General features: G+C 33.0%; 26 protein-coding genes. 12 read left to right on the top strand and 14 right to left on the bottom strand.

Annotation, left to right across the window (positions count from 1 at the left end; genetic code table 11):
- The first annotated feature begins 66 nt into the window (after positions 1 to 66).
- Genes ACFFGA_RS00555 through ACFFGA_RS00565 form a run of 3 tightly spaced genes read left to right on the top strand, consistent with a single transcriptional unit; the run spans position 67 to position 2,582 of the window.
- A complete protein-coding gene (locus tag ACFFGA_RS00555) occupies positions 67 to 978 on the top strand; it encodes a sterol desaturase family protein (protein WP_386058118.1) in 912 nt (303 codons plus the stop codon).
- 2 nt (positions 979 to 980) lie between these two features.
- On the top strand, positions 981 to 1,859 hold the full coding sequence (locus tag ACFFGA_RS00560; RefSeq protein ID WP_386058121.1) for a DUF547 domain-containing protein: 879 nt from the start codon (positions 981 to 983) through the stop codon (positions 1,857 to 1,859).
- Between the two features lie 33 nt (positions 1,860 to 1,892).
- Positions 1,893 to 2,582 carry a TIGR04283 family arsenosugar biosynthesis glycosyltransferase gene (locus ACFFGA_RS00565; protein ID WP_386058123.1) on the top strand — a complete coding sequence of 230 codons (690 nt, stop codon included), beginning with the start codon at positions 1,893 to 1,895 and terminating at the stop codon, positions 2,580 to 2,582.
- 3 nt (positions 2,583 to 2,585) lie between these two features.
- Here the strand turns inward: ACFFGA_RS00565 and ACFFGA_RS00570 are convergent, their stop codons facing one another.
- Together ACFFGA_RS00570 and ACFFGA_RS00575 are read right to left on the bottom strand one after the other, a co-directional pair.
- Positions 2,586 to 3,317: a metallophosphoesterase family protein gene (locus ACFFGA_RS00570; protein ID WP_386058126.1), complete on the bottom strand. Its 732-nt coding sequence runs from the start codon at positions 3,315 to 3,317 to the stop codon at positions 2,586 to 2,588.
- Positions 3,318 to 3,322: 5 nt separating this feature from the next.
- The gene (locus ACFFGA_RS00575) at positions 3,323 to 4,330 is read right to left on the bottom strand and encodes a glycoside hydrolase family 113 (RefSeq protein ID WP_386058129.1); all 1,008 of its coding nucleotides are present in this window, start codon (positions 4,328 to 4,330) and stop codon (positions 3,323 to 3,325) included.
- Between the two features lie 93 nt (positions 4,331 to 4,423).
- Here ACFFGA_RS00575 and ACFFGA_RS00580 point away from each other — a divergent pair, with 93 nt between their 5' ends.
- Genes ACFFGA_RS00580 through ACFFGA_RS00595 form a run of 4 tightly spaced genes read left to right on the top strand, consistent with a single transcriptional unit; the run spans position 4,424 to position 9,579 of the window.
- On the top strand, positions 4,424 to 5,773 hold the full coding sequence (locus ACFFGA_RS00580) for an NAD(P)/FAD-dependent oxidoreductase (RefSeq protein WP_386058131.1): 1,350 nt from the start codon (positions 4,424 to 4,426) through the stop codon (positions 5,771 to 5,773).
- A 13-nt stretch (positions 5,774 to 5,786) separates the two neighbouring features.
- A complete protein-coding gene (locus tag ACFFGA_RS00585) occupies positions 5,787 to 7,367 on the top strand; it encodes a 4Fe-4S binding protein (protein WP_386058134.1) in 1,581 nt (526 codons plus the stop codon).
- A gap of 32 nt (positions 7,368 to 7,399) precedes the next feature.
- A complete protein-coding gene (locus tag ACFFGA_RS00590; protein ID WP_386058137.1) occupies positions 7,400 to 8,089 on the top strand; it encodes a glycosyltransferase family 2 protein in 690 nt (229 codons plus the stop codon).
- Positions 8,090 to 8,145: 56 nt separating this feature from the next.
- Positions 8,146 to 9,579: a cellulose synthase family protein gene (locus ACFFGA_RS00595; RefSeq protein WP_386060592.1), complete on the top strand. Its 1,434-nt coding sequence runs from the start codon at positions 8,146 to 8,148 to the stop codon at positions 9,577 to 9,579.
- On the opposite strand, the gene ACFFGA_RS00600 is transcribed toward ACFFGA_RS00595, so the two are convergent.
- From ACFFGA_RS00600 to ACFFGA_RS00615, 4 genes are all read right to left on the bottom strand, one after another.
- Entirely contained in the window at positions 9,576 to 10,004 is a 429-nt protein-coding gene (locus ACFFGA_RS00600; RefSeq protein WP_386058140.1) for an SRPBCC family protein, read from the bottom strand. The genes ACFFGA_RS00595 and ACFFGA_RS00600 overlap by 4 nt on opposite strands.
- 2 nt (positions 10,005 to 10,006) lie before the next feature.
- Entirely contained in the window at positions 10,007 to 10,609 is a 603-nt protein-coding gene (locus tag ACFFGA_RS00605) for a MarR family winged helix-turn-helix transcriptional regulator (protein WP_386058143.1), read from the bottom strand.
- Between the two features lie 62 nt (positions 10,610 to 10,671).
- Positions 10,672 to 10,935: a DUF2024 family protein gene (locus ACFFGA_RS00610; RefSeq protein WP_386058146.1), complete on the bottom strand. Its 264-nt coding sequence runs from the start codon at positions 10,933 to 10,935 to the stop codon at positions 10,672 to 10,674.
- A gap of 53 nt (positions 10,936 to 10,988) precedes the next feature.
- The gene (locus ACFFGA_RS00615; protein WP_386058149.1) at positions 10,989 to 11,222 is read right to left on the bottom strand and encodes a thioredoxin family protein; all 234 of its coding nucleotides are present in this window, start codon (positions 11,220 to 11,222) and stop codon (positions 10,989 to 10,991) included.
- Between the two features lie 111 nt (positions 11,223 to 11,333).
- On the opposite strand from ACFFGA_RS00615, the gene ACFFGA_RS00620 reads away from it, so the two are divergent.
- Positions 11,334 to 12,734 carry an MptA/MptB family glycosyltransferase gene (locus ACFFGA_RS00620; protein ID WP_386058151.1) on the top strand — a complete coding sequence of 467 codons (1,401 nt, stop codon included), beginning with the start codon at positions 11,334 to 11,336 and terminating at the stop codon, positions 12,732 to 12,734.
- A 20-nt stretch (positions 12,735 to 12,754) separates the two neighbouring features.
- Here the strand turns inward: ACFFGA_RS00620 and ACFFGA_RS00625 are convergent, their stop codons facing one another.
- The 8 genes from ACFFGA_RS00625 to ACFFGA_RS00660 all read right to left on the bottom strand — a co-directional run bounded on the left by ACFFGA_RS00625 (position 12,755) and on the right by ACFFGA_RS00660 (position 19,720).
- Positions 12,755 to 13,129 carry a hypothetical protein gene (locus ACFFGA_RS00625; protein ID WP_386058158.1) on the bottom strand — a complete coding sequence of 125 codons (375 nt, stop codon included), beginning with the start codon at positions 13,127 to 13,129 and terminating at the stop codon, positions 12,755 to 12,757.
- Between the two features lie 131 nt (positions 13,130 to 13,260).
- Positions 13,261 to 14,037: an RMD1 family protein gene (locus ACFFGA_RS00630; RefSeq protein ID WP_386058161.1), complete on the bottom strand. Its 777-nt coding sequence runs from the start codon at positions 14,035 to 14,037 to the stop codon at positions 13,261 to 13,263.
- Complete coding sequence (locus tag ACFFGA_RS00635; RefSeq protein ID WP_386058164.1) at positions 14,037 to 14,450, bottom strand: VOC family protein; 414 nt, start codon at positions 14,448 to 14,450, stop codon at positions 14,037 to 14,039. Before ACFFGA_RS00635 ends, ACFFGA_RS00630 begins: the two co-directional genes overlap by 1 nt.
- 77 nt (positions 14,451 to 14,527) lie before the next feature.
- Positions 14,528 to 14,854, bottom strand: a complete 327-nt coding sequence (locus tag ACFFGA_RS00640; protein WP_386058167.1) for a hypothetical protein — start codon at positions 14,852 to 14,854, stop codon at positions 14,528 to 14,530.
- 41 nt (positions 14,855 to 14,895) lie between these two features.
- Positions 14,896 to 16,428, bottom strand: coding sequence for a carbon-nitrogen hydrolase family protein (locus ACFFGA_RS00645; protein WP_386058169.1), 1,533 nt, complete (start codon positions 16,426 to 16,428; stop codon positions 14,896 to 14,898).
- Complete coding sequence (locus tag ACFFGA_RS00650; RefSeq protein ID WP_386058172.1) at positions 16,428 to 17,402, bottom strand: deoxyhypusine synthase family protein; 975 nt, start codon at positions 17,400 to 17,402, stop codon at positions 16,428 to 16,430. The genes ACFFGA_RS00645 and ACFFGA_RS00650 overlap by 1 nt, the downstream gene beginning before the upstream one ends.
- A complete protein-coding gene (gene speB / locus ACFFGA_RS00655) occupies positions 17,392 to 18,333 on the bottom strand; it encodes an agmatinase (protein ID WP_386058175.1) in 942 nt (313 codons plus the stop codon). Before speB ends, ACFFGA_RS00650 begins: the two co-directional genes overlap by 11 nt.
- Positions 18,323 to 19,720: a type III PLP-dependent enzyme domain-containing protein gene (locus ACFFGA_RS00660; RefSeq protein WP_386058177.1), complete on the bottom strand. Its 1,398-nt coding sequence runs from the start codon at positions 19,718 to 19,720 to the stop codon at positions 18,323 to 18,325. The genes speB and ACFFGA_RS00660 overlap by 11 nt, the downstream gene beginning before the upstream one ends.
- Before the next feature lie 470 nt (positions 19,721 to 20,190).
- On the opposite strand from ACFFGA_RS00660, the gene ACFFGA_RS00665 reads away from it, so the two are divergent.
- From ACFFGA_RS00665 to ACFFGA_RS00680, 4 genes are all read left to right on the top strand, one after another.
- Positions 20,191 to 21,066 (top strand): sugar phosphate isomerase/epimerase family protein, encoded by an 876-nt coding sequence (locus ACFFGA_RS00665; RefSeq protein ID WP_386058180.1) that lies wholly within the window; start codon positions 20,191 to 20,193, stop codon positions 21,064 to 21,066.
- 114 nt (positions 21,067 to 21,180) lie between these two features.
- Positions 21,181 to 21,726, top strand: a complete 546-nt coding sequence (locus ACFFGA_RS00670; RefSeq protein WP_386058182.1) for a hypothetical protein — start codon at positions 21,181 to 21,183, stop codon at positions 21,724 to 21,726.
- A gap of 232 nt (positions 21,727 to 21,958) precedes the next feature.
- Positions 21,959 to 22,384, top strand: a complete 426-nt coding sequence (locus ACFFGA_RS00675; protein WP_386058185.1) for a carboxypeptidase-like regulatory domain-containing protein — start codon at positions 21,959 to 21,961, stop codon at positions 22,382 to 22,384.
- Between the two features lie 76 nt (positions 22,385 to 22,460).
- Positions 22,461 to 23,474 carry a transglutaminase domain-containing protein gene (locus tag ACFFGA_RS00680; protein WP_386058187.1) on the top strand — a complete coding sequence of 338 codons (1,014 nt, stop codon included), beginning with the start codon at positions 22,461 to 22,463 and terminating at the stop codon, positions 23,472 to 23,474.
- Positions 23,475 to 23,484: the final 10 nt, after the last annotated feature.

Raw genomic sequence — 23,484 nt, forward strand, 5'->3', positions numbered from 1 at the left:
TAGGTTTCGACAGTGCTCAACCTGATAGTTAATTAATAGTAGATTCCTGCCTTCGCAGAAATGTATATGGAAAAATACATAGACATCATAAAAAAATCCTATTCAGATTATTGGAATTATCTGAAATATGAACTCATTGACATTAATCATTGGGACAACTTTTTTTATGGTCTTATAATTATTTCACTTGCGGTTTGGATGTTAGAAATTGCTTTCCCTTGGCGCAAAGGTCAAGCTATTTTTAGAAAGGATTTTTGGCTAGACACCTTTTATATGTTCTTTAATTTCTTTCTGCTCAACCTTATTGTGCTGATAGCATTATCTAATACTGTTTCAGAATTATTTAATGACATGTTGGGAGTTGTTGGCTTGTCGGTTTCAAGTTTTCAGTTGTTTGATGTAGACGATTTACCAAAATGGCTAGGTTTACTAATCTTCTTCATTGTTTCAGATTTTGTGCAGTGGAATACACATCGCTTATTGCATCGTGTGGATTGGCTATGGAATTTCCATAAAGTACACCACTCAGTAAAAGAAATGGGCTTTGCTGCACATCTACGTTACCACTGGATGGAACCAGTAGTTTATAAATCACTCTTATATATTCCTATTGCAATTATTGGTGGTTTTGATGCACAAGATGTAGCTATTGTTTATTTCTTTAGTATTGCTATTGGTCATTTGAATCATGCTAACTTAGGTTGGGATTATGGGTTTTTGAAATACATTTTCAATAATCCGAAGATGCATATTTGGCATCACGCTAAGGGTTTGCCAGAACATGTAAGGTATGGTGTTAATTTTGGACTAACATTAAGTCTTTGGGATTACATTTTTAAAACCAATTTTGTGCCATACGATGGTAGAGATATTGAATTAGGTTTTGAAGGTGATGAAACATTTCCTAAGGATTTTGTGAGTCAGGAATTGTATCCTGCATTCTCAAAAAAGCAGGCGTCTGATAAATCGAAATCATAACCATGAAATACTCTTTTGTTTTATTTCTAATTCTATTTATTTCATCGTGTTGCGGCACAAAAAAAACAGTTGAATCGCAACCAGAATCAACAAAAGAAATTGCTATTGTAACTGAAGTTCCTGATGTGATTGATATCAAACATGACATTGATTCTGAAATAGAAGTCTGGATTGAAATAGAAGAAACACCTATAGAACCCAAGGAAAATGACATTGTTGAGGATATCGAAATAGAAGAAACTCTTAACCATAAAAATTGGGATAATCTGCTTCTAAAATATGTGTACAAAGGAGGAAGGGTTGATTACCTAGCTTTTAAACGAAATAGAAATAAATTACTTGAATATATTGAGAGTCTGAAAAAAAATCTACCAACTGATGATTGGTCTAAAAAGGAAAAATTAGCATATTGGATTAACGCCTACAATGCCTTAACCATAGATTTAATTCTAAGAAATTATCCAAAAAAAAGCATAAAAGACATCAAGGACCCTTGGGATCAACGTTTATGGCAATTTGACGATAAGTGGTTAAACCTAAATGATATTGAGCATAAAATTTTACGTAAAATGGACGAACCAAGAATTCATTTTGCTATTGTTTGCGCTTCTGTTTCTTGCCCTAAACTTCAGAATGAAGCTTTTACAGCTTCAAATTTAGAAGAACAGCTTACTAATGCGACCAAAGAATTTTTAGCTGACAAATCAAAAAATGAAATATCTCAAAACAACCTTAAGTTGTCAAAAATCTTTAAATGGTTTAAAAAGGATTTTGAACAAGATGGAAGTTTAATCGATTTTTTAAATCAATATTCAACAGTTATAATTTCAGACTCTGCAAAAAAGAGTTATAAAGATTATAATTGGGATTTGAATGAATAAAACTGACTCAATAGATATTTCGTAAGTAGATATATGATAAGCATAATAATTCCTGTTTTAAACGAAGCCAAAACAATTAAAGATGTACTCTTTCATTTAATTGACAATGCGTCTTTAACGTCTATTTCAGAAATTATAGTTGTGGATGGAGGTAGCACCGACAACACAATAGAAATCGTTGAAGCTTTAGACCTAAACATTGTTCTTTTAACTTCAGAAAAAGGAAGAGCCAAACAAATGAATCTTGGTGCAAAACATGCTAAAGGAGAGATTTTGTATTTTCTTCATGCCGATTCTTTTCCACCGCAACGTTATGATGCCTCAATTATAACTGAAGTTAAAAAAGGAAACAATGCTGGCTGTTTTAGAATGCAGTTTGATAGTAATCATTGGTGGTTACGTTTAGCAAGTTGGTTAACACAATTCTCCTGGCGTGCTTGTAGAGGTGGTGACCAAAGTCAGTTTATAACTCGTGCTCTATTTGATGAAATTGGTGGCTACGATGAAAGTTATACTATATATGAAGACAATGTTTTAATCAATGAGCTTTACACTCGGAATGAATTTGTAGTTATTAACGATAAACTCACAACGTCTGCACGTGTTTATGAAAAAAATGGAGTTTGGAAAGTACAATACCATTATTGGAGCATTTATGTACAAAGATGGTTTGGTGCTTCTGCAGATGATTTATGTGCTTATTATAGGAAGCATGTTTGTTAGCCATTAACTCTTATTCCTTCCCATTTCGTTAGGATATAAAATTGGCAATTCGTCACTTTGAAAAACTTCTTTAGTCTCAATATCCATAGCTGACAGCGGTCCAGTAAATGCAGCACCTGTATCTACATTCCAAACGTTTATAGCATTCATTGGTTCCATTTTACCAAAATTTAGAGTTGGAGTATGACCAATATAAATTTCTGAATAGTGTTTTAATCGATTAGGATAAATTAAAGAATCTTTATCAATACGTTTATCCATGGTTAAAGCCATTTCCCAAAGAGTTCTGTCGTAATAAAATGTTTGTTTATTTATTTCTTTTTCCACTCCATGCATCGACGTAAAACCTGCGTGTAAAAACAATCTATTCTTCTCATCAAGATGATATAAAGGCATAGCTTCAAAAAAATCGAGATGCTTTTGTTTGTCGTCTTTTGACAAACTATTATAACTCTCTATGGTTTCTTTACCACCATGTTGATACCATACATCATTTATATCTCCAAACGCCAACCATTGCTCGCACCACACATCGTGATTCCCTTTTATAAAAATACATTCGTTGGTTTTAGATAATTCTATTAAGTACTGAATAACTTGTGCTGATTCACTCCAACCATCTACATAATCTCCTACAAAAATGAGTTGGTCTTCAGGTGTTATTTTTGCACGTTCCACAATTTGTATTAAAGCTTGTAATCCACCATGAATATCGCCTATGGCTAATGTTCGCATATCTTTTAATTCGTTTTATAAAAATCTCTAATTATCTTTTCTACTGGCTTATTCTGAGGTGTAAACTGATTATTCTCTAAACCACCAACCCTATCATGATCGATAAACCATTTCCATAAGTAACCACCAGCAAACCAATCTTCTTTCCAAACGGCATCGAATAAAGCCTGTGTGGCATTATTCTGAGCTTCCAAATTTACAGAAGTCATAGAACGGTCGTATCTCCAAGGTTCTTTACCTGTATAATCCACACTTCGGTAACCGAATTCTGTAAACAGAATTGGTCTATCTAACGTTTCTGAAAATTCCTTTAAACCTGGTTTGTGCTTTTCCCAACCTTTTATACAGTCTTCTACCGTTGGAGTTTGCATGTCACTCACCGGAAAATAGGCATCTATACCAATATAATCTAGTTCTGCCCAAAATGGTGTGCGCCAAAACTCATCCCAGTTGGCAGCGTAAGTTAATTTGCCGTTGTAAATGGTTCTAATTTCTTTAATTAGATTGTGCCAATACTCTGGTCTGTTTTTAATAAATTCCTCAAGTTCAGTGCCAATACAAAATACTTCTGCATTAGTTTCTTGAGCTACTTCAGCAAATTTTAAAATAAAACTAGAGTACGTCTCTTCTAAAATTTTCCAATTAGCTTCAGTTTCCATTTTTAAAAAACCTGTAAACTCACCATGTCTTAACCACAATTGCGGTTTAATCATAATAGACATATCGTGCTTTCTCAACGCTTCAACATATTGTTTTACCCCTTCTCTGGTTTCTCCAAACCATTGACGATTTGTGCTATGTATAATTTCAGGATGACTCTTATCTCTAATAAACCCAAAGGGCATTACTGCAGCAGCATTAGCATAAATATTTGCTACAGGTTGCGTATGCGTGCTATCTACGGCATTACCAGCTGCTACAAAACTTACTCCATTAATTTTTGAAGGCACGTACTTAGTCGCAGCACAACCTACCAAAATGAAAACTAAAAGAGCATAGCAAAAATATCTCATACTATAAATTTATGCCTAAATTTAAAGGAAATTCATTTATCGCTGTTAAGGTTTTTAAAAAACCTTCGACTTAAGGGTAACTAACTAAAATTTATGGAGCATATTGTTATTATTGGTAATGGAATTTCTGGCGTTACACTCGCTAGGCATATCCGAAAATTATCTGATAAAAAAATTACCATTGTTTCTGCCGAAACCGATTACTTCTTCTCGCGAACAGCCTTGATGTATATTTATATGGGACACATGAAGTTTGAGCACACCCAACCTTACGAAAACTGGTTCTGGAAAAAGAATAGAATAGAACTGAAAAAAGGCTATGTAAAAACCGTTGAAACCAAATCTAAAACCGTGCATTTTGCTGAAGGCGACACTATGCAATATGACAAGTTAGTGATTGCAACTGGTAGCAAACCCAACAAATTTGGTTGGCCAGGACAAGATTTAAATGGTGCTCAGGGACTTTACAGCAAACAAGATTTAGATTTACTAGAGAAGACTGCGCCTAATAATAAGGTATGCAAACGTGCTGTGATTGTAGGCGGTGGTTTAATAGGAATTGAACTTGCTGAAATGCTAAATTCTAGAAAGATTCCTGTGACGTTTTTAGTGCGTGAATCTAGTTTTTGGAATGGTGTTCTACCAGAAGGCGAAAGCCAAATGATTAATGAGCATATTAAAAATCATCATATAGATTTAAGACTTTCTACCAATTTAAAAGAAATAAAATCGGACGATAACGGCAACGTTAAATCTGTAATTATTGAAGAAACTGGCGAAGAACTCGCTTGTAACGTGGTAGGCTTAACGGCTGGAGTATCACCAAATATTGACTTTTTAAAAGATTCTGAAATCGAAACTGATAAAGGAGTAAAAGTGAATCGTTTTCTTGAAACTAACATACCAGATGTTTATGCTATTGGTGATTGTGCAGAGCAACACGAACCAATTGGAAACCGAAGACCAATTGAAGCAGTTTGGTACACAGGTCGTATGATGGGTGAAACTTTAGCACAAACCATATGCGGCAACCGAATTGCATACAAACCAGGACATTGGTTTAATTCTGCTAAGTTTTTAGATATAGAATATCAAACTTACGGTTGGGTTCATGGCAGTAAAGGACGACCAGACTACGAGCAACATTTTCATTGGAGACATCCCAAAGAAGACATTTGTATTACAGTCGCTTTTCATAAAGACACCAATGAATTTTTAGGCATAAATACCTTCGGAATACGAATGCGTCACGAAATTTTTGACCGCTGGCTATCTGAAAAAAGAGATGTTAACCACGTAATGAGCTATCTCAAAGACGCCAATTTTGACCCTGAATTTTATAAAGCCTATGAAAGCGATATTATAAAACAATTCAACACAGAATTTAACACCAATCTTACAACACATAAAAAAAGCTGGAAACGCATTTTTAGCAAAGCCTAATTGAAATAGATTTATGAAAGCAATTAAACATATAGGATTGGTTATTTTCTTAATTGGGTTAGCCATTTTCACGGCCTTACCGCTTTTAGGAACCTTTAACCTAAACGAAGCTGATTTTAATTCCATTGTAAGCAATCAGAATATTAAAAGCGAGGTTTTTATTAATGAACTAAAATCTGAAGTTGTTGGCAAGGATTTTAATGGAATGCAAAGCTTATCTCCAAAAATTTCTAATGCCATTTCTAAGGCTAATGAAGCACATACTAAAAACAAGGAATGGGATAAAAAAATATACACCAAGTCTAGTGATATGGCAGCAATGATTGGTAAAACATCTGCCAATGGCTTTATTGCCAATAATAAAGGACTCATGTGGTTTTTAACGTTTGGGTTGGGCATCATTGGCGCCTTGATGTTTATACTACCTAACGTTATTTTACTTGGACCAAAAGGCATAAAAAATGATGGTATTTATCATGAAAGTGCCACAAATCGTGGTTGGATTGGCTGGATGGTTTTCATCTTTTTGGTGTCGTTTTATTTGGTGCTTTATTTTGCTTCAGAATATGCTACCAATTGGACACTTTTAGTCGATCCGATTAGCGAAGCGCTAAGTGGAAATCCTGCAGGTCATTGGTTTGTTTATGGTTTTATGTATTGTGTGGTGATGACGGTTATGGCTGTGCGTATGTATATAAAATACCGCCATAATATCTATCAGATTTTTAGAACTACTTCGGTTTTATTTTTTCAGATTGTGTTTGCGTTTCTAATTCCAGAAATAATGGTAAGACTGCAAATGCCGTATTACGACTTTAAAAATGCCTTTCCTTTAGATTACGATTTCTTTTTTCAGTGGAATTTAAAAGACCTGATCAACAATGGAGGTATCGGAATTTTTATTTTGGTTTGGGGCATTGTTTTGACCCTAATCATTGTACCTGTTATGGTGTATTTCTTTGGTAAACGCTGGTATTGCTCGTGGGTTTGTGGCTGTGGTGGCTTGGCAGAAACTCTTGGTGATCCTTACAGACAGCATTCAGACAAATCTTTATTTGCTTGGAAGGTAGAACGCTATTTAATCCATGCTGTTTTAGTATTTGTCGTTGTAATGACTGGTATGACCTTATATAGTTTCTTTACAGAATGTGGAACTGTTTTAGGCATTCAAACTTCAACCGTGCAAAATATTTATAGCCTCATAATCGGTTCTATTTTCGCAGGCGTAATTGGCACTGGCTTCTACCCTATTTTTGGAAATCGTGTTTGGTGTCGTTTTGGCTGTCCACTTGCCGCATATTTAGGATTTGTACAACGTTTTAAATCTAGATTTAGAATTACAACCAATGGTGGACAGTGTATTTCTTGTGGAAATTGTTCCACCTATTGTGAGCAAGGTATTGATGTAAGAGCTTATGCGCAAAAGGGAGAAAATATTATCCGATCGAGTTGTGTTGGTTGTGGTATTTGTAGTGCTGTGTGCCCTAGAGGTGTTTTAAGATTAGAAAATGGCCCAGAAAAAGGACGTATCAATCCAACAGAAATCTTATTAGGAAATGATGTTGACCTTATGGATTTGGTAAATCAGAAATAAGAAGTTTACTTTTGCACCTTCAAACTAACTAAATGCCCAACATAAAAGTTATTATTCCTGCTTATAACGAAGCGGAGTCTATCCCTCTTGTTATAAAAGACATTCCATCTATTGTAGATGAAGTTATTGTTGTAAGTAACAACTCAACAGACAGCACAGAAATTAATGCTAAGAATGCTGGCGCAACCGTTTTAGTTGAAAAACAAAAAGGATATGGATATGCTTGTTTAAAAGGCATGACATATCTTGCCGAACAAAAAAACAAACCAGACATAGTCGTTTTTTTAGATGGAGATTATAGCGATTACCCTGAAGAATTAACAAAAATAGTTGAACCAATACTAGAAGACAATATTGACTTTGTGGTTGGCGCACGTGTAAAAGAGCTACGTGAAGATAGCTCTATGACCACACCTCAAATTTTTGGTAATTGGCTAGCTACCAGATTAATGAAGTTGTTTTTTCGCTCAACATTTACAGACTTAGGGCCTTTTAGAGCTATAAAGTATCAAAAGCTTTTAGACCTAAAAATGGAAGACAAAACTTATGGTTGGACCGTAGAGATGCAGCTTAAAGCATTAAAGCAAAAATTAAGCTATAATGAAATTCCTGTTAGATATAGAAACAGAATAGGTGTCTCAAAAGTTTCAGGAACGATAAAAGGTGCTATCTTTGCAGGCGTAAAAATCTTGACATGGATTTTTAAATATAGTTTTAAGTGATTTACCTTCAGTATACAATTATTGTAATTTACACCATTGCCATTGTGCTCATATTTATGTACGCATTGGCACAACTGAACTTGCTTTACAATTATTTATCTTCAAAAAAGAAGAGAGAAAAATGTGTAAAATTCGATTTTTCTAATCCTGATGAAATTCCATACGTTACCATACAACTACCTGTTTACAATGAAATGTATGTTATGGAACGTTTGCTTGAAAATATTGCGCTTTTAGAATATCCAAAAGACAAATTAGAAATCCAGGTTTTAGATGATTCTACAGATGAAACTGTAGATACTACAAAAGCACAGATTGAAAAACTTGCAGCTACTGGTTTAGATATTTCACATATTACAAGAACAGACCGAAGCGGTTTTAAAGCTGGTGCATTAAAAGAAGGTTTAAAAATTGCTAAAGGCGAATTTATTGCCATTTTTGATGCCGATTTTTTACCAAAACCCAATTGGCTAAAACGTACGATTCCTTATTTTAAAAATGAAAAAATAGGAGTTGTTCAAACACGTTGGGGACACATCAACAGAAATTACTCTCTACTTACCAAAATTCAGGCATTTGCTTTAGATGCACACTTTACATTAGAACAAGTCGGAAGAAACAGTAAAGGTCACTTTATTAATTTTAATGGTACAGCTGGTGTTTGGAGAAAAAAATGCATTATTGATGCTGGAAATTGGGAAGGAGACACACTTACTGAAGATCTGGATTTAAGTTATAGAGCACAACTCAAGAATTGGGAATTCAAATATCTTGAAGATGTAGAAACTCCGGCCGAATTACCTGTGGTTATTAGCGCAGCACGTTCACAACAATTTCGTTGGAATAAAGGTGGAGCAGAGAACTTTAGAAAAATGCTTTGGCGCGTTGTAAAGTCTGATAATATTTCTACCAAAACCAAAGTGCATGGCTTACTTCATTTATTAAATAGCACAATGTTTTTAAACATTTTTATTGTTGCTGTGTTAAGTATTCCGATGCTTTATATAAAGAATGAATATGCCCATTTACGTAATTATTTTTACGTCATGAGTTTCTTTGTAATGAGTACCATTATATTTTTTGTTTGTTACTGGTTTATGTATCGTAACATCTATGGTAGTGGCTTTAAAAAGTTCTTTGGCTATATTGGCATGTTCGTTACGTTTTTCTCAATAGCAATGGGCTTTTCGCTTCATAACTCTATAGCTGTAATTGAAGGCCATATTGGCAAACGCAGTGAATTTGTACGTACACCAAAATTTAATATTAGCACCATTAGAGACTCTTGGAAAGGCAATAAATATCTTAGAAAGAAACTTTCAACAAATGTAATTTTTGAAGGTATTTTAATGCTCTATTTTGGTTTTGGTTTATACAGTGCATTTATAGTTGGTGACCAAGGTGGTGACTTTGGGTTGTTCCCTTTTCACCTAATGTTATTTATAGGCTTTGGTTATGTGTTTTTTAAATCGTTAAGCTCTAAAGTTTAGCTTCTTTCTTCAAACGGAATAACAACACCCTTTTCTAGATAATCCTTTAATCCATTGAGCAGCATAGCCCAACAAAAAGATGAATGTTTGTAATGGTTATTACATTCTGGCCAATCTTTGTGGAAGAAGTTAAGACAAGTTCCATTTTCCTTTTCTTTTAGGTTAAATCCAAATGTTGTTGGATCCCAATCGGCATCAGATTTTGTCATTTTAAAATGAATATGGTCATCTTGTTTACAACTGACGACCTCAGCATACCAATCGTATTTATCCGTAAAATTAAAGTTATACGTTTCACCCACTTTGGGAATTCCCGAACATTTTAACGGCCACCATTTTTCTAAATGTTCTGGTTCTGACACAGCTTTATAAACAGTAAACTTGTCGCTCTTAATTATAAAATTGAAGTAAATAGAATGGCTCATAATTACACGGCTTTTAATTCAAATTCATTACAATCGATTCTAATATCAGATTCTTTTAATTGCTGTTCTAATAAATTACAATAAGATTGACTTCCCTGTTTTTCATAAAAACGGCAACCAAAACAAGTTCTTTGAACCGATAAGATTCCAACTTGGTTCAATTTAAAAATTAACTGATAAATAGATTTATATAAATTATTCTGATTGGATTCGCTTAAGGTTTCAAACTGATGTTTAATAGGCGCAGCAAAATGTTCGGTTTCATTAACCATCTCTTTGCCTGATTCTGTAAGTTGAACAGCATAACTTCTACTATCCGTACTAGGATAAGCCTTTAGTATAAAACCTTTTTTTAGCAAAACACGAATGGCATCGCTAATGGTTGGTTTTGTAACGTTAAATTCCTTAGCTAAGTGACTTACATTGCATAAGTCTATGGCATGGTAATTAACAAATATTAAAATTTGTATTTGAATTGGACTTAAACCCAATTGTTTCGCTTTTTCCCATAATAGCACTTTATAAGCTTCAGAAATACGTTCTAAGCCAGCCACTATCTTGCTAGATACACTATTGATTTGTTGTTTTGGGTTAAAGTCGCTCATATTTCAAAAAAATGCCTGTCACTACTATAGAGCGACAGGCAAAGTTAGCAATCCTAATTATATTAATTACAATTTTCCATTTCAATTATATAATAGCCCTTAGATCTAATGGCTTCCTCAATAGACTCTGAAGCCTGTTCCACATGACAAAATCTACACTCTTTTGAGGTTAAACCTTTAGTTGCAAAAGGTTTACTTTTTAAATAAGACTTACCGAAATTAAAAATGGTGTTTTCGTCTTTTAAATCACTTGGTACTAAAATGTCAAAATGCATTTGTTTACCATCTTCCCTAGATACATACGTATCCCAAACTGAAACTTTCATTGTTCTCTATTATTTATTACTATTAGGATTCCTAACTTTTTAAATTAAAAAAATTAACCTTTCACATCTTCCATTGAAGCACCGAAATTAATGTGAAGTACATTTCCGTTTGGCGCAACCAAAGCTGGAACAGATTTAACTCCTGCTTGTTCTGCTTCAGGTATTCTATTGGTAGCTTCACCAATATTAACCACTTCAACATTGTCTTTGCCAACTAAATTAACGATATCATGTTCTGCGCTTACACAAACAGAACATCCTGCATGATAAAAAATTGATTTGCTCATTGTACTAAATTTTAAGTTACTGCATTATTGCAATACAAATATAGTTAGGATTCCTTACTAATAAAATTATTTAACACATATTTTTTATTTAAACATTCTATCTTTGGCTTTATGCTTGGACTAACCAACTTCATAAAATACCATAAAACACCGCTACTATTCATTGTATTGAGCAGTATTTTTTATTTGTCGTTTGCCTATGATTTAGTGCGAACAGATGTTACAAAACTCTTATTACTTTACGCTGGGCTTTTTGTTTTTGCATTTCAAATTATAAAAACGACTGGTTTTTATACTTCGACTACACGCAGCACAAGTTTTAGACTGTTGGTGATTGCTGCTATTCTATTTCGATTGTTGTTTTTGTTTGCTATTCCTAATTTATCACAGGATTTTTACCGCTTCATTTGGGATGGGCAAATGATTTTAGCCGGTTTTAACCCATACTTAACCACACCAGATTTTCAAATGGAAATGGGTATGCTTTCCAACTTTCCAAATCAAGTAGAATTGTATGAAGGCATGGGAGCGCTAAGTGCATCTCACTATACCAATTACCCACCTCTAAATCAATTGTGTTTTGTGTTGGCCAATCTGTTTCCTGGTAAAAGCATTTTAAGCTCTGTAATAGGCATGCGCTTACTAATTATAGCAGCTGATATAGGAACGCTTTATTTTGGTAAAAAGCTTTTAGAGCGTCTTAAATTGCCTTCAAATAGAATCTTTTGGTACATTTTAAATCCGTTTATTATTATAGAATTGACAGGCAATATCCATTTTGAAGGTGTTATGATTTTCTTTCTAGTTTGGAGTCTCTATTTATTACATTCTGGCAAATGGAAATGGGCTGCTGTTGTGTTGGCTTGCTCTATTTCAGTGAAGCTTATTCCTTTGATGTTCTTGCCATTGTTTTTTTGGTGGTTTACTACGGAAAGAAAAGATGCTTCTACTGAGCTCAGCATGACAACTTTATTCAAATTTTACATAATTGTTGGCATTATCACCATATTGCTTTTCCTTCCATTTTTCTCTATGGAATTTGTTACTAATTATTCGGAAACTGTTGGACTTTGGTTTGGTAATTTTGAATTTAACGCAAGCATTTACTATCTCGCCAGAGCTATTGGCTATGCCATTACTGGGTTTAATGAAATTGCCGTTATTGGGAAAATACTTCCTGTAATTTCATTACTCATTATTTTAGGGTTTTCGTTCTTAAAAAAGAATACGACTATTCCAGAACTAACAACTTCCATCCTATTAGCGTTTTCATGCTATTTGTTTCTGAGCACAACGGTTCACCCATGGTACATTGCTACTTTGGTGATGCTATGCATATTTACAAATTATAGGTTTCCTTTGGTTTGGAGCTTAGTTGTGGTTCTTAGCTATTTAGCATATTCTAATGCTTCTAACAGTGAAAATCCATGGTTGATTATTTTAGAATATGGTATCGTATATTCTGTATTTTTCTGGGAACTATTTCAAAAAAAAAGACCATCAATAAATTGACGGTCTTGATTTAACTTTGATTATAATTTCTTAATCTTAATTATCTTTAACTTTTCAAAAGTATCTACATAACCGTCCTCATCTTCTTCTTCGAATTCGGTAACTTCGTAAGTGATTTCGAATTTTTTTCCAATGAATTCATCAGATTGAAGGTTTACTGATTTTAATGCTGCATCAGATATTTCAGAAAAATATATAGTCTCTTCACCATCTTCTTCGTCATCATCGCTCTTAATTAAAAAAGAATACCCATCATCTGCATCATAGCCATCAAAAACACCAACAACTGTTACGATATCTTTATCTTGTAGTTTTTCTTTATTACCTAATAATGCATTTGCGCTAAATACTACAATTGAAAGCACAAATACAGAAATGAACTGCTTTGTTTTCATTTTATTTAAATTTTTAAAACGTATTGAATTTGTATTTGTTTTGGGATTTTGCCACCTCAAGCCCAAATTCTTTTAGATTATAACCTCTGGTTATAATTACTGTGGTTTATTTTGAAGTATTTACTTTTTGCCTAAAATAGTTTTAGAAGAAACATATCTACAACTTCTACTAAGATTAAAATAATGATAATCCATTCTAATCGGCTGCTTTCTCTATGATCCATGATGTCTTTGAAGAGTTCTAAATTCTCTTTTATAATTTCAATTCTATCATGAATTAAGTGATATCGATCTTTTAAATCGAAGGTCTTTTTGAGTTCTTGATTGAGTTTATTTAATTGTTCGTCTTCCCATGTTATTTCTGGAGAATCAAAAATGTATAAATTCTCAGAAATCTTGTTTTTTATATTTAAAATCTTACCTATAAAACGTTTAAGTTTATTTCCTGAAATATCTAACTTTCCTTTATTCTCAAGATACTTCGTATGCTCATTGGTTTCTATTAAGAGCTCTTCGGTAATTTCAGAATATCTGTTTAGCGCAACGGATTGCGATGCATTTAACATCACCAACCTAATCATTTCGCTGTTTAAATCCGGAAGTACTACACTTTCAAAATTAACCTCCAGCGTATTAGGTTGCACTTTTACTGTAACTTCCTCAGAGTTTCTCTCAGTTAAATAGCTATCACAAAACGGTTTTAAAAGTTCTATGGCTTTTTCTATTTCATCATTAGCCATATTAAAAAAGCTAACCATACCATAATGAAATATATAGATGTATTTATCTTGTAAAATAGCGTAAAAAAGTTCGTCACTATCTTGAAACAGCAACTCATATTGTAGTTGTTGTTTGCTAGATTTTATGTTGATAGTGTTTGCTACTTGGTAAGCAACAACAGCAAACATTATATCTTAAACATGTCTTTAGATTCTTTAAAACTCTTAAACTCTAGCATATAATCATTAGGATCGTTAATGAAAAATGACAAATGTTCTCCTGTTTTATCTTGTAAAAAAGTGGTTTGTGTAACGACTTCTAGGTTTTGTTTGCTAAGCTTTGTATAGATGTCTCCCCAATTATCAATATCCACAATGACACCAAAATGAAATGATGGCAATATTTTACCTTCAAAAACATAGTTAGGGCTATTGAAATTAAATTTTTCGGCTTTAATAAAAGTTAGTTGATGACCAAACAAATTAATATCTACCCAATTTTCTGCAGTTCTTCCTAAGGAAGCACCAATATTGTTTATGTAAAAGTCTTGCGTTTCTTTTATACTTAAACAAGGTAATGACATATGAAATGATGTTTCCATAATATAATCATTAAAGATTTACAACTTTTTAGTATACAGTAAATTACAAAATATTATTGAATATTGCATTAAAAAAATTAGTCTAAATCATCCACATCTTCATCTGCCTGAAGATCTGGATCTTGTACTGCATCTGGATCATCATCATCAAAATCTTCATAATCATCTTCATCATAATTTTCCATAGTAACAGCCAATTTCGTACTTACCTTAACTAAGTACTTAGTGTCTTCTGTGGTTACTTCTACAGCTTCAACTAGTTCGTTCTTAGCATTTCTAAAAGAAATAATTTGGTCATCATCGTAGCCATCTGGATACTTTTCAACCAAAAGTGCCAAAATTTCTGGTGTTAATTTTTTAAAATCAACGATTACTCGTTTTAGGTGTGCGTCTTTTTTATTCATTTTTTAAAAACTATTGGAGCAATTTTTTTTAAATATACTATTTATTGTTTTACACGTATAACATTATAAAAATCTTTTCTTCTGTCCTTTAAATTTTTTACAGCTCCAAAGGAGTGTAATTCTCTTAAAAGGCTTAAATCTACATCAGCAACTAATATCATTTCCGTATTTGTTGTTGCCTCTGCCTTTATACCATTACTTGGAAATGAAAAGTCGCATGGAGTAAATACAGCAGACTGTGCATATTGAATATCCATGTTATTTACATTTGGCAGATTACCTACACTACCTGCAATAGCCACATAACATTCATTTTCTATTGCACGTGCTTGTGCACATAATCTCACGCGAGAATAGCCATTTTGAGTATCAGTTAAGAAAGGTACAAATAAAATATCCATACCTTCATCTGATAATAATCTAGACAACTCCGGAAATTCTGAATCGTAACAAATTAGTATACCTATTTTTCCGCAATCAGTTTCAAAGGTTTTTAATTGACTTCCTTTTTGCATGCCCCAAACTTTAGCTTCATCTGGCGTAACGTGAATTTTCTCATATCGTTCTAGGCTTCCATCTCTTCTGCATAAATAACCTACGTTATAAAGTACATCGTCTACAACTTCTGGCATACTTCCAGATATTATATTAATGTTATACGAGATTGACAACTGTTGCAACTTTTCTACTATAGTTTGTGTATAACCTGCTAATTCTCTAATGGCTTGAGGCTCGTGCATGTGATTAAACTTTGCCATTAAAGGAGCATTAAAAAATTCTGGAAACACAGCAAAATCAGAGCGATACGCAGAAACACTATCTACAAAATATTCAACTTGTTGCATTAAATCATCTAATCCACTATATGGTCGCATTTGCCATTGAATTAAACCTAGACGCACTATTGTTTTTACGCTACTTGCTTTTTTATTAGGTTTGGTATAATAAATATTATCCCATTCCATTAAAACAGCATATTCACTAGAAGCCGAATCACCTTCTAAATACCCTTTTATAATTCTAATTGGGTGAAAATCATTAGACGTTTGAAAGTTTAAAACCGGATCATGAATTTCTTTATGCTTAACCTTTTGTATATACTCTTTTGGAGAATACTGATCTTTATATTTATGATAATTTGGCATTCTACCACCAAATACTATTCCTTTTAAATTTAAGTTTTCGCATAATTCTTTGCGGTAATCATATAATCGACGACCCAAACGTAAGCCTCTAAATTCTGGTTTAATAAACACATCGATTCCATAGAGCACATCGCCCTCAGGATCATGATTTTTAAATTTATCGCCCTCAATTATGTCTGCATACGTATGGTTATCATCTATCTTATCATAATCTACAATTAAAGATAAGGCGCAACCAGCCAGCTGACCATCTATTCTAATTACTACTTGACCTTCAGAAAAAATAGATGTTAAACGCGCAATGTGTTCCTTTTTCCAGTAGGAATTTAGAACTCCACCATAAGCTTCTAAGGTTGCTGATTTTAATTCTTCAAAATCATCAACCGTTAGGTAACTTAATTCTATATTTTCAATTTTAAGTTCTTCCATTACATATCTAAAAGATAAGCAAAAATTAAAGGTGCCACGATAGTAGCATCACTTTCAATGATAAATTTAGGTGTATTAATATCTAATTTTCCCCAAGTAATTTTTTCATTTGGCACTGCACCTGAATAGGATCCGTAGCTCGTTGTGCTATCACTAATCTGACAGAAATAGCTCCAAAATGGTGTATCTGTGCGCTCCATATCTTGATACAGCATAGGTACGACACAAATTGGAAAATCTCCTGCTATTCCTCCACCAATTTGAAAAAATCCAATACCATTTTCTGAATTGTCTGTGTACCAATCTGCTAAAAAGGTCATATACTCAATACCAGATTTCATGGTACTTGCCTGCAATTCACCTTTTAACACGTAGCTTGCAAAAATATTACCCATAGTACTGTCTTCCCATCCAGGACAAACAATTGGAAGGTTTTTTTCTGCCGCTGCATACATCCAAGAGTCTTTTAAATCTATTTCGTAATGCTCTTCTAAAACACCAGAAAGTAACAACTTATACATATACTCATGTGGCAAATAACGTTCCCCTTTAGCTTCGGCATCTTTCCATATTTTAACAATATGCTCTTGAATACGTCTAAAAGCTTCTTCCTCTGGAATACAAGTATCCGTAACACGGTTTAAACCTTTTTCTAACAAATCCCATTCATCTTGAGGAGTTAAATCGCGATAATTTGGCACACGCTTGTAATGACTATGTGCTACCAAATTCATAATATCCTCTTCAAGGTTTGCACCTGTACAAGATATAATCTGAACTTTATCTTGACGAATCATTTCGGCAAAAATCTTTCCTAACTCTGCAGTACTCATTGCTCCAGCAAGAGATACTAACATTTTAGCACCAGAGTTTAATTGATCTTCATAGCCTTTTGCTGCATCAACTAATGCTGCTGCATTAAAGTGCAAATAATACTTCTCTATAAACTGTGATATATTGCCTTTAGTAGTCATCTTGGTCATTAAATTTAGAAAATTTATTTACACCATTTGAAGAATCATTAAAATTACTTTCAAAATCATCATCAATATCCTCTCCTTGAAACTTATAACTTAACATCTTATAATACAACTTAGCTGCTAAAAAGTCTGAAGATTTTTCATTAGGGTTTGGACATAATTCTACAATATCAAAGCCAACAACATTCTTTTCTTCAAATACTTGTTTTAAGAAATCTAAAGTCTCATACCAAAATAAACCTCCTGGTTCTGGTGTGCCAGTACTAGGCATAATCGATGGATCAAAGGCATCTAAATCTATAGTAATAAATACGTTATCCGTCATTTGGTCTATAGCAGAATCTACCCAAGAATCGTCTTGTGCCATTTCGTGAGCAAAATAAGTTTTATCCTCATCCATCACCGTTTTTTCAATGGCATCCATAGAACGAATACCTACTTGAATTAAGTTAGTGGTTTGGCTCGCTTCATAAACTGCACAAGCATGGTTGCATTTTGATCCTTCGTAAGACTCACGTAAATCAGCATGCGCATCTAATTGAAGTACCGTAATGTCGTCGTACATTTCGTTAAACGCTCTTATAGTGCCTATAGAAATAGAGTGTTCACCTCCAAAAATAGTTACAAACTTATTTTTTTTAATGTACTTTTTTGTTGCTTGATGAACCGCTTCAACCATAGCTTCTGGCGAACTACTTTCAGTTACAGCATCAGCTAAATAGATACCTTGTTTATACACTTCGGTATCTGTTTCTATATCATAAAGCTCCATATTTTCTGAAGCATTTAAAAAAGCATCTGGCCCTTTATCAGCACCCTTTTGCCATGTACTTGTACCATCATAAGGTACTGGAATTAAAACAATCTTAGACGCTTCTAATTTTGCGTTTTCTTCTGGAATACCAGCATAAGTTTTAGTTTGCATAACCTAAAATTTTAAGTAAGTCTTCACTTTTTTGTTGTTCACTAAATATTTGTTTAGAGATGTTACCTTCTTCATCTCTTTGAATTAATATATGCTTAGGCGAAGGAATTAAACAGTGTTGCAATCCTCCGAAACCTCCAATGGTTTCTTGATATGCACCAGTATTAAAAAAGCCTATGTACAATGGTTTTTCTTTATTGTATTTTGGTAAATAGATAGCATTAACATGTTGCTCGCTATTATAGTAATCATCACTATCACAGGTTAAACCTCCAAGTAAAACACGCTCGTAACTATCATACCAACGGTTAATTGGCAACATTACAAATCGCTTGTTTATTGCCCAAGTATCTGGCAAGGTTGTAATGAAAGAGGAATTAATCATATTCCATTTTTCTCTATCATTTTGCTGCTTTTGATAAAGCACCTTATAGATAGCACCTCCACTTTCACCAACGGTAAAACTTCCAAACTCAGTAAAAATATGAGGAGTATCTACTTCCTCTTCTTCACAAACTGTTTTAATTTGGTTAACGATTTCATCTACCATATAGGCATAATCAAAATCGAAAGCCAATGAGTTTTTTATTGGAAATCCACCTCCAATGTTTAAGCTATCTAAAGTTGGACATATTTTCTTTAAAGCGGTATAAACCTTTAAACACTTCGTTAACTCGTTCCAGTAATAAGCATTATCTCTAATCCCAGTATTAATAAAAAAGTGAAGCATTTTTAGTTCTACTTTTTTATTGTTCTGAATCTGGTTTTTATAAAATGGCACAATATTCTTGTAGCCAATACCTAATCGAGATGTATAGAATTCAAATTTTGGTTCTTCTTCAGAAGCAATTCTAATACCTACTTTAAACTTTCCTTTAATCTCTTCAGAAAGTAAGTCGATCTCCTCATAGTTATCTATGATAGGAATGCAGTTTTTATGTCCACTATTAATCAACTCAGCAATATTAGTAATGTACTGCTCACGTTTAAAACCGTTGCTTAACACATAGGTTTTGTCCGTAATTTTACCTTCTTTCTTTAGGTTTTTTACAATATCAATATCAAATGCCGAAGACGTTTCGATATGGATATCATTGGTTAACGCTTCATCTAAGACATGCTTAAAATGAGAACTCTTAGTACAGTAGCAATAGTTATAGTTGCCTTTGTAATTATATTTTTCAAATGCTTCTGCAAACCAAGTTTTAGCGCGTTGTATATTGTTAGAAATTTGTGGCAAATAGGTGAATTTTAAAGGTGCACCATATTCTTCAACAAGTTCCATAAGATCCACACCATGAAATTGCAAGTTTTTGTCCTCTAGATTAAATTCGTCTTGAGGAAAGTGAAAGGATTGATCTATAAGATCAATGTATTTAGTATTCATTATTTATGAGTAAAAATTCAGTATAAATTAATAAAATATAAGCGTATTATAAAGTTAAGTTTACGTTATATCATACCTGAATTTGACTCTGTGTAGTAGGCACAAAACCATAAATGTGCTGGCTAGCAGCAATTGCAGAAGCGGAAGTTAGCTCTAAAATTCGGTTACTCATCTTATAAGCAGCTTTTGAATATGACTTCCTAATTTTCAAAAGCCCGAACGTAAAAACAGTTTTCAATATGTTCAGCTAAAAAGCATAGCAAATGTAATTTATTTTTTAATTCGTAAAACTTTTTTTTATTTTTTTTTCAATTATCAATTACAACAGTAAAGCACTCATTACCAACTTGTTAAAATTCATTAATTATAATGTTTTGTTTTCATTCTTTTAAATTCAATTAAAACAAACCTATTTATACAGTAAATTAAATAGCGAGTTTGATTAATTTTAATACAAAGTGATTAAAAAAATGAAAAACCTAAGTACGTTTACAATTATACTTTTGCTCTTCACAATCTATTACTCGTGTTCAAACGAGGCAAAAAACACTATAAATACTGCAGACATTACTCCTTGGTGTATTGTGCCATTTGATGCTTTAGAACGCTCACCTAGAGAGCGTATGGCTATGCTCAAAGAAATGGGTTTTACCAAATATGGTTATAATTGGCGCGAAAAGCATTTACAGGAAATGAGTGAGGAATTCAAACTTGCTAAGGAAAACAATATTGAAATTACCTCCATATTTCTATGGCTCAATGCCAAAAGGGATAGTATAGGCAAATTAAGTCCGCTCAATCAAAAAATGCTCAGCACACTTAAAGAGGTTGAATACAAACCCGAAATATGGCTTAGTTTTAGCGATAATTATTTTGAAGGGTTATCGCAAGAGCAATCTTTAAACCTAGCTATTGAATACATTAAGTTTATAAAAGCCAAAGCTGAAGAAATAGGCTGTAATATTGCGCTTTATAACCACCATGGTTGGTTTGGCAACCCATACAACCAAATAGAGATTATTGAAACCATGGAAGATAATTCTCTAAAGATAGTGTATAACTTTCATCATGCTCATGATTATTTAGATGAATTTCCTGAGATTGCTAAAAAGATGACACCTTATTTAACGCATGTTAACTTAAACGGAGTTAAAAAAGATGGGCCACAAATTCTTACTATTGGCGATGGAGATTTTGAATATAAAATGATGAAACATTTACTTGATGAAGGATATCATGGTCCATGGGGAATTTTAGGACATATAGAAACCGAAGACGTACAGAAAGTATTGAAACGTAATATTGAAGGGCTTAAAGGTTTACAAAAATTAAAGATCAATAAATAGCCTAAGCCTTGTTGTATCATCTGAAATTTAGGTGTAAAACCATATATTTGTTAGGGATATAACTAGTTGACTGTAATAAAAGAAACGTCATTAACTGAATAAAACTATTGATTTTTGAAGAAAATTATACTTCTGATTTTAATACTCAAATGCGGAATTGGAATATCTCAAACTGAATTTCCATTTTATGAACAAATTGCGTTTGACTTCTATGAGTCAACACTTATTGATTCTTTTCCAACAAAAAAGAAAGTAAAAGTATATAAATACGCAACTGAATTTCACACAGGTGTTTTCTCTTTACATAACACATTCACTACGCCTAATTGTTTGAATAACATTACTTGGATAAGCAACGACCAATTTAAAGTGATTGAATCATATATTGAGAATCAAATGCAAGTTGATTCAAACCTATTTGAACTTGATTTTTCAAATTTGGACAAGACGAAGTTTAAAGTAAAGAAAAATGGAAAAGGAAATTACCCTAAGTTATTCATTACACCACCAAATAAAGAAGAAAACGGAACTGAACGAATTTTCGTGAATATCTATGAAAAGCATTCAGAAAAAACCGTAAACTATCATTTTGAATTTAATAAAACTGGAGAAATTATTGATTGGTGTAGAACTGTGGACGAAATAATCAGAATAAAATAAAAACTACAGCCAACAAAGAACTGAGTTAAAAAACAAGCAATTTTAAGCTAATTTAAAAACAACGTTTGCATCATACAGTAATCCGCTTTTAGCAATTGCTGTTTATGCAAAGGCTTTTACCCATCACTAATTAAAACCAACACTTTACTCACCCAAGTATTAAGATAACTCAAGTCAATTTTATATCTTTAGCAAAAGCGCATAGCTTAGATGTAAACAAAACACAAACATTATGAAAACACAATTATTTACACAAAGACAGTCTTTTAAACCCTTAGCATTTATAGGTGTTTTAATGGTTGTTTTATTTACATTTAATTCTGCTTATGGGCAAACCAAAACCACAGAAACCACTCTAAATGAGCGCACTGTAAAAGGTGTTATTAGTGATGAAAAAGGACCTCTTGATGGCGTTAACGTTGTACATGAAGCCTCAAGAAATGGCACCGTTACCAATGAAAAAGGTGAGTTTACTTTTCCTGTTAAGCTAAAAACTGGCGACGTATTACTAATCAGTTATTTAGGTTTTGAAACTCAAAAAGTAAAAATTGAAGAAGGCACAACCTTTATAGAAATTGTACTTACCGAAGATTTAATTGAGATGATTGGCGCCTTGGATTCTGGTAAACCCTATAAGTCTAAACGCAAGAAGAACTAAAACCTAAGCTGTTATTTTGAGCGCAATAGACCAAGTTTATTGTGCTCAAAGCAACAGATTGCCCTAATATTAAAGTTTGAAATCGTTTCAATATATACTACTTCTCTTTTTGGCTTGCCAATTGCATGCACAAATTTCAGACTTTGATCATATCGATTTTAAAAAAGCAGATAGTATTGCCTTGTCTTATGGCAATGAAGATTTAAGCAATCTGCCTGAGCTTTCTTATAAACTTACCAATCACTTAACCACAGATGTTGAACGCTACAGATCTATTTACAGATGGGTTTGCGCAAACATTAAGAATGATTATGGCTTATACCTTAAAAACAAATACAAGCGAGAGCGTTTTATAAACGACAGTGTAAAGTTTAAAGCATGGAACAGTGCCTTTAGAAAAAGGCTTTTCAAAAAGCTAACAAAACACAAACGCACTATATGCACTGGCTATGCCTACTTAGTGAAAAAATTAACTGAATTTGCCAACTTAGAATGTGAGATAATACAAGGCTATGGTAGAGTAAGCACAACCGATATTGAAGGATTAACGCTTCCTAACCATTCATGGAATGCCATTAAACTCAACAATAAGTGGTATTTAAGCGACCCAACTTGGGCAAGTGGCATACCAGATCCTAAAAGTAATAGGTTTACATTTCAGTACAACGATGGCTTTTTTTTAACCAACCCAAAATTGTTTGCTATTAACCATTTTCCAAATGAAAGCAAATGGTGGCTTTTAGAAGATACAGTTCCAAGTTTTAATGATTTTCTTGATGCTCCTATTATATATGGCAAAGCCTATAAAAATCTTGAAGCGCATAAATTACCTAAGCAATTTCATCATCAGCTTAAAACATTTGAAAAAATAATGTTTCAATATGAAATTAAAACGTCTGTTGAAGATGCTAAAATTCACTTCTTAATTGATAATGGTTATAATCAAAAGAAAGTACAACCAACATCAAAAGTAGTCAACGCGCAATTATTGACCATTGAACACCAATTTGACAAAACTGGGTTTTATGATGTTCATTTTTATATAGGTGAAGACTTAATCTCCACCTATACAATTGAAGTTACAAAGTAATGTAATCTTT

The organism is Winogradskyella pulchriflava (assembly GCF_042434315.1).
Taxonomy (GTDB): domain Bacteria; phylum Bacteroidota; class Bacteroidia; order Flavobacteriales; family Flavobacteriaceae; genus Winogradskyella; species Winogradskyella pulchriflava.

Bases quoted from the DNA above. Each gene is read 5' to 3' on its own strand.
- ACFFGA_RS00555 (WP_386058118.1), top strand. From the start codon at position 67: ATGGAAAAATACATAGACATCATAAAAAAATCCTATTCAGATTATTGG.
- ACFFGA_RS00590 (WP_386058137.1), top strand. From the start codon at position 7,400: ATGCCCAACATAAAAGTTATTATTCCTGCTTATAACGAAGCGGAGTCT.
- ACFFGA_RS00560 (WP_386058121.1), top strand. From the start codon at position 981: ATGAAATACTCTTTTGTTTTATTTCTAATTCTATTTATTTCATCGTGT.
- ACFFGA_RS00660 (WP_386058177.1), bottom strand. From the start codon at position 19,720: ATGAATACTAAATACATTGATCTTATAGATCAATCCTTTCACTTTCCT.
- ACFFGA_RS00575 (WP_386058129.1), bottom strand. From the start codon at position 4,330: ATGAGATATTTTTGCTATGCTCTTTTAGTTTTCATTTTGGTAGGTTGT.
- speB (WP_386058175.1), bottom strand. From the start codon at position 18,333: ATGCAAACTAAAACTTATGCTGGTATTCCAGAAGAAAACGCAAAATTA.
- ACFFGA_RS00665 (WP_386058180.1), top strand. From the start codon at position 20,191: ATGAAAAACCTAAGTACGTTTACAATTATACTTTTGCTCTTCACAATC.
- ACFFGA_RS00605 (WP_386058143.1), bottom strand. From the start codon at position 10,609: ATGAGCGACTTTAACCCAAAACAACAAATCAATAGTGTATCTAGCAAG.
- ACFFGA_RS00630 (WP_386058161.1), bottom strand. From the start codon at position 14,037: ATGTTTGCTGTTGTTGCTTACCAAGTAGCAAACACTATCAACATAAAA.
- ACFFGA_RS00640 (WP_386058167.1), bottom strand. From the start codon at position 14,854: ATGAATAAAAAAGACGCACACCTAAAACGAGTAATCGTTGATTTTAAA.
- ACFFGA_RS00645 (WP_386058169.1), bottom strand. From the start codon at position 16,428: ATGGAAGAACTTAAAATTGAAAATATAGAATTAAGTTACCTAACGGTT.
- ACFFGA_RS00650 (WP_386058172.1), bottom strand. From the start codon at position 17,402: ATGACTACTAAAGGCAATATATCACAGTTTATAGAGAAGTATTATTTG.
- ACFFGA_RS00620 (WP_386058151.1), top strand. From the start codon at position 11,334: ATGCTTGGACTAACCAACTTCATAAAATACCATAAAACACCGCTACTA.
- ACFFGA_RS00625 (WP_386058158.1), bottom strand. From the start codon at position 13,129: ATGAAAACAAAGCAGTTCATTTCTGTATTTGTGCTTTCAATTGTAGTA.
- ACFFGA_RS00675 (WP_386058185.1), top strand. From the start codon at position 21,959: ATGAAAACACAATTATTTACACAAAGACAGTCTTTTAAACCCTTAGCA.
- ACFFGA_RS00635 (WP_386058164.1), bottom strand. From the start codon at position 14,450: ATGGAAACATCATTTCATATGTCATTACCTTGTTTAAGTATAAAAGAA.
- ACFFGA_RS00610 (WP_386058146.1), bottom strand. From the start codon at position 10,935: ATGAAAGTTTCAGTTTGGGATACGTATGTATCTAGGGAAGATGGTAAA.
- ACFFGA_RS00615 (WP_386058149.1), bottom strand. From the start codon at position 11,222: ATGAGCAAATCAATTTTTTATCATGCAGGATGTTCTGTTTGTGTAAGC.
- ACFFGA_RS00585 (WP_386058134.1), top strand. From the start codon at position 5,787: ATGAAAGCAATTAAACATATAGGATTGGTTATTTTCTTAATTGGGTTA.
- ACFFGA_RS00600 (WP_386058140.1), bottom strand. From the start codon at position 10,004: ATGAGCCATTCTATTTACTTCAATTTTATAATTAAGAGCGACAAGTTT.
- ACFFGA_RS00565 (WP_386058123.1), top strand. From the start codon at position 1,893: ATGATAAGCATAATAATTCCTGTTTTAAACGAAGCCAAAACAATTAAA.
- ACFFGA_RS00580 (WP_386058131.1), top strand. From the start codon at position 4,424: ATGGAGCATATTGTTATTATTGGTAATGGAATTTCTGGCGTTACACTC.
- ACFFGA_RS00570 (WP_386058126.1), bottom strand. From the start codon at position 3,317: ATGCGAACATTAGCCATAGGCGATATTCATGGTGGATTACAAGCTTTA.
- ACFFGA_RS00595 (WP_386060592.1), top strand. From the start codon at position 8,146: ATGTACGCATTGGCACAACTGAACTTGCTTTACAATTATTTATCTTCA.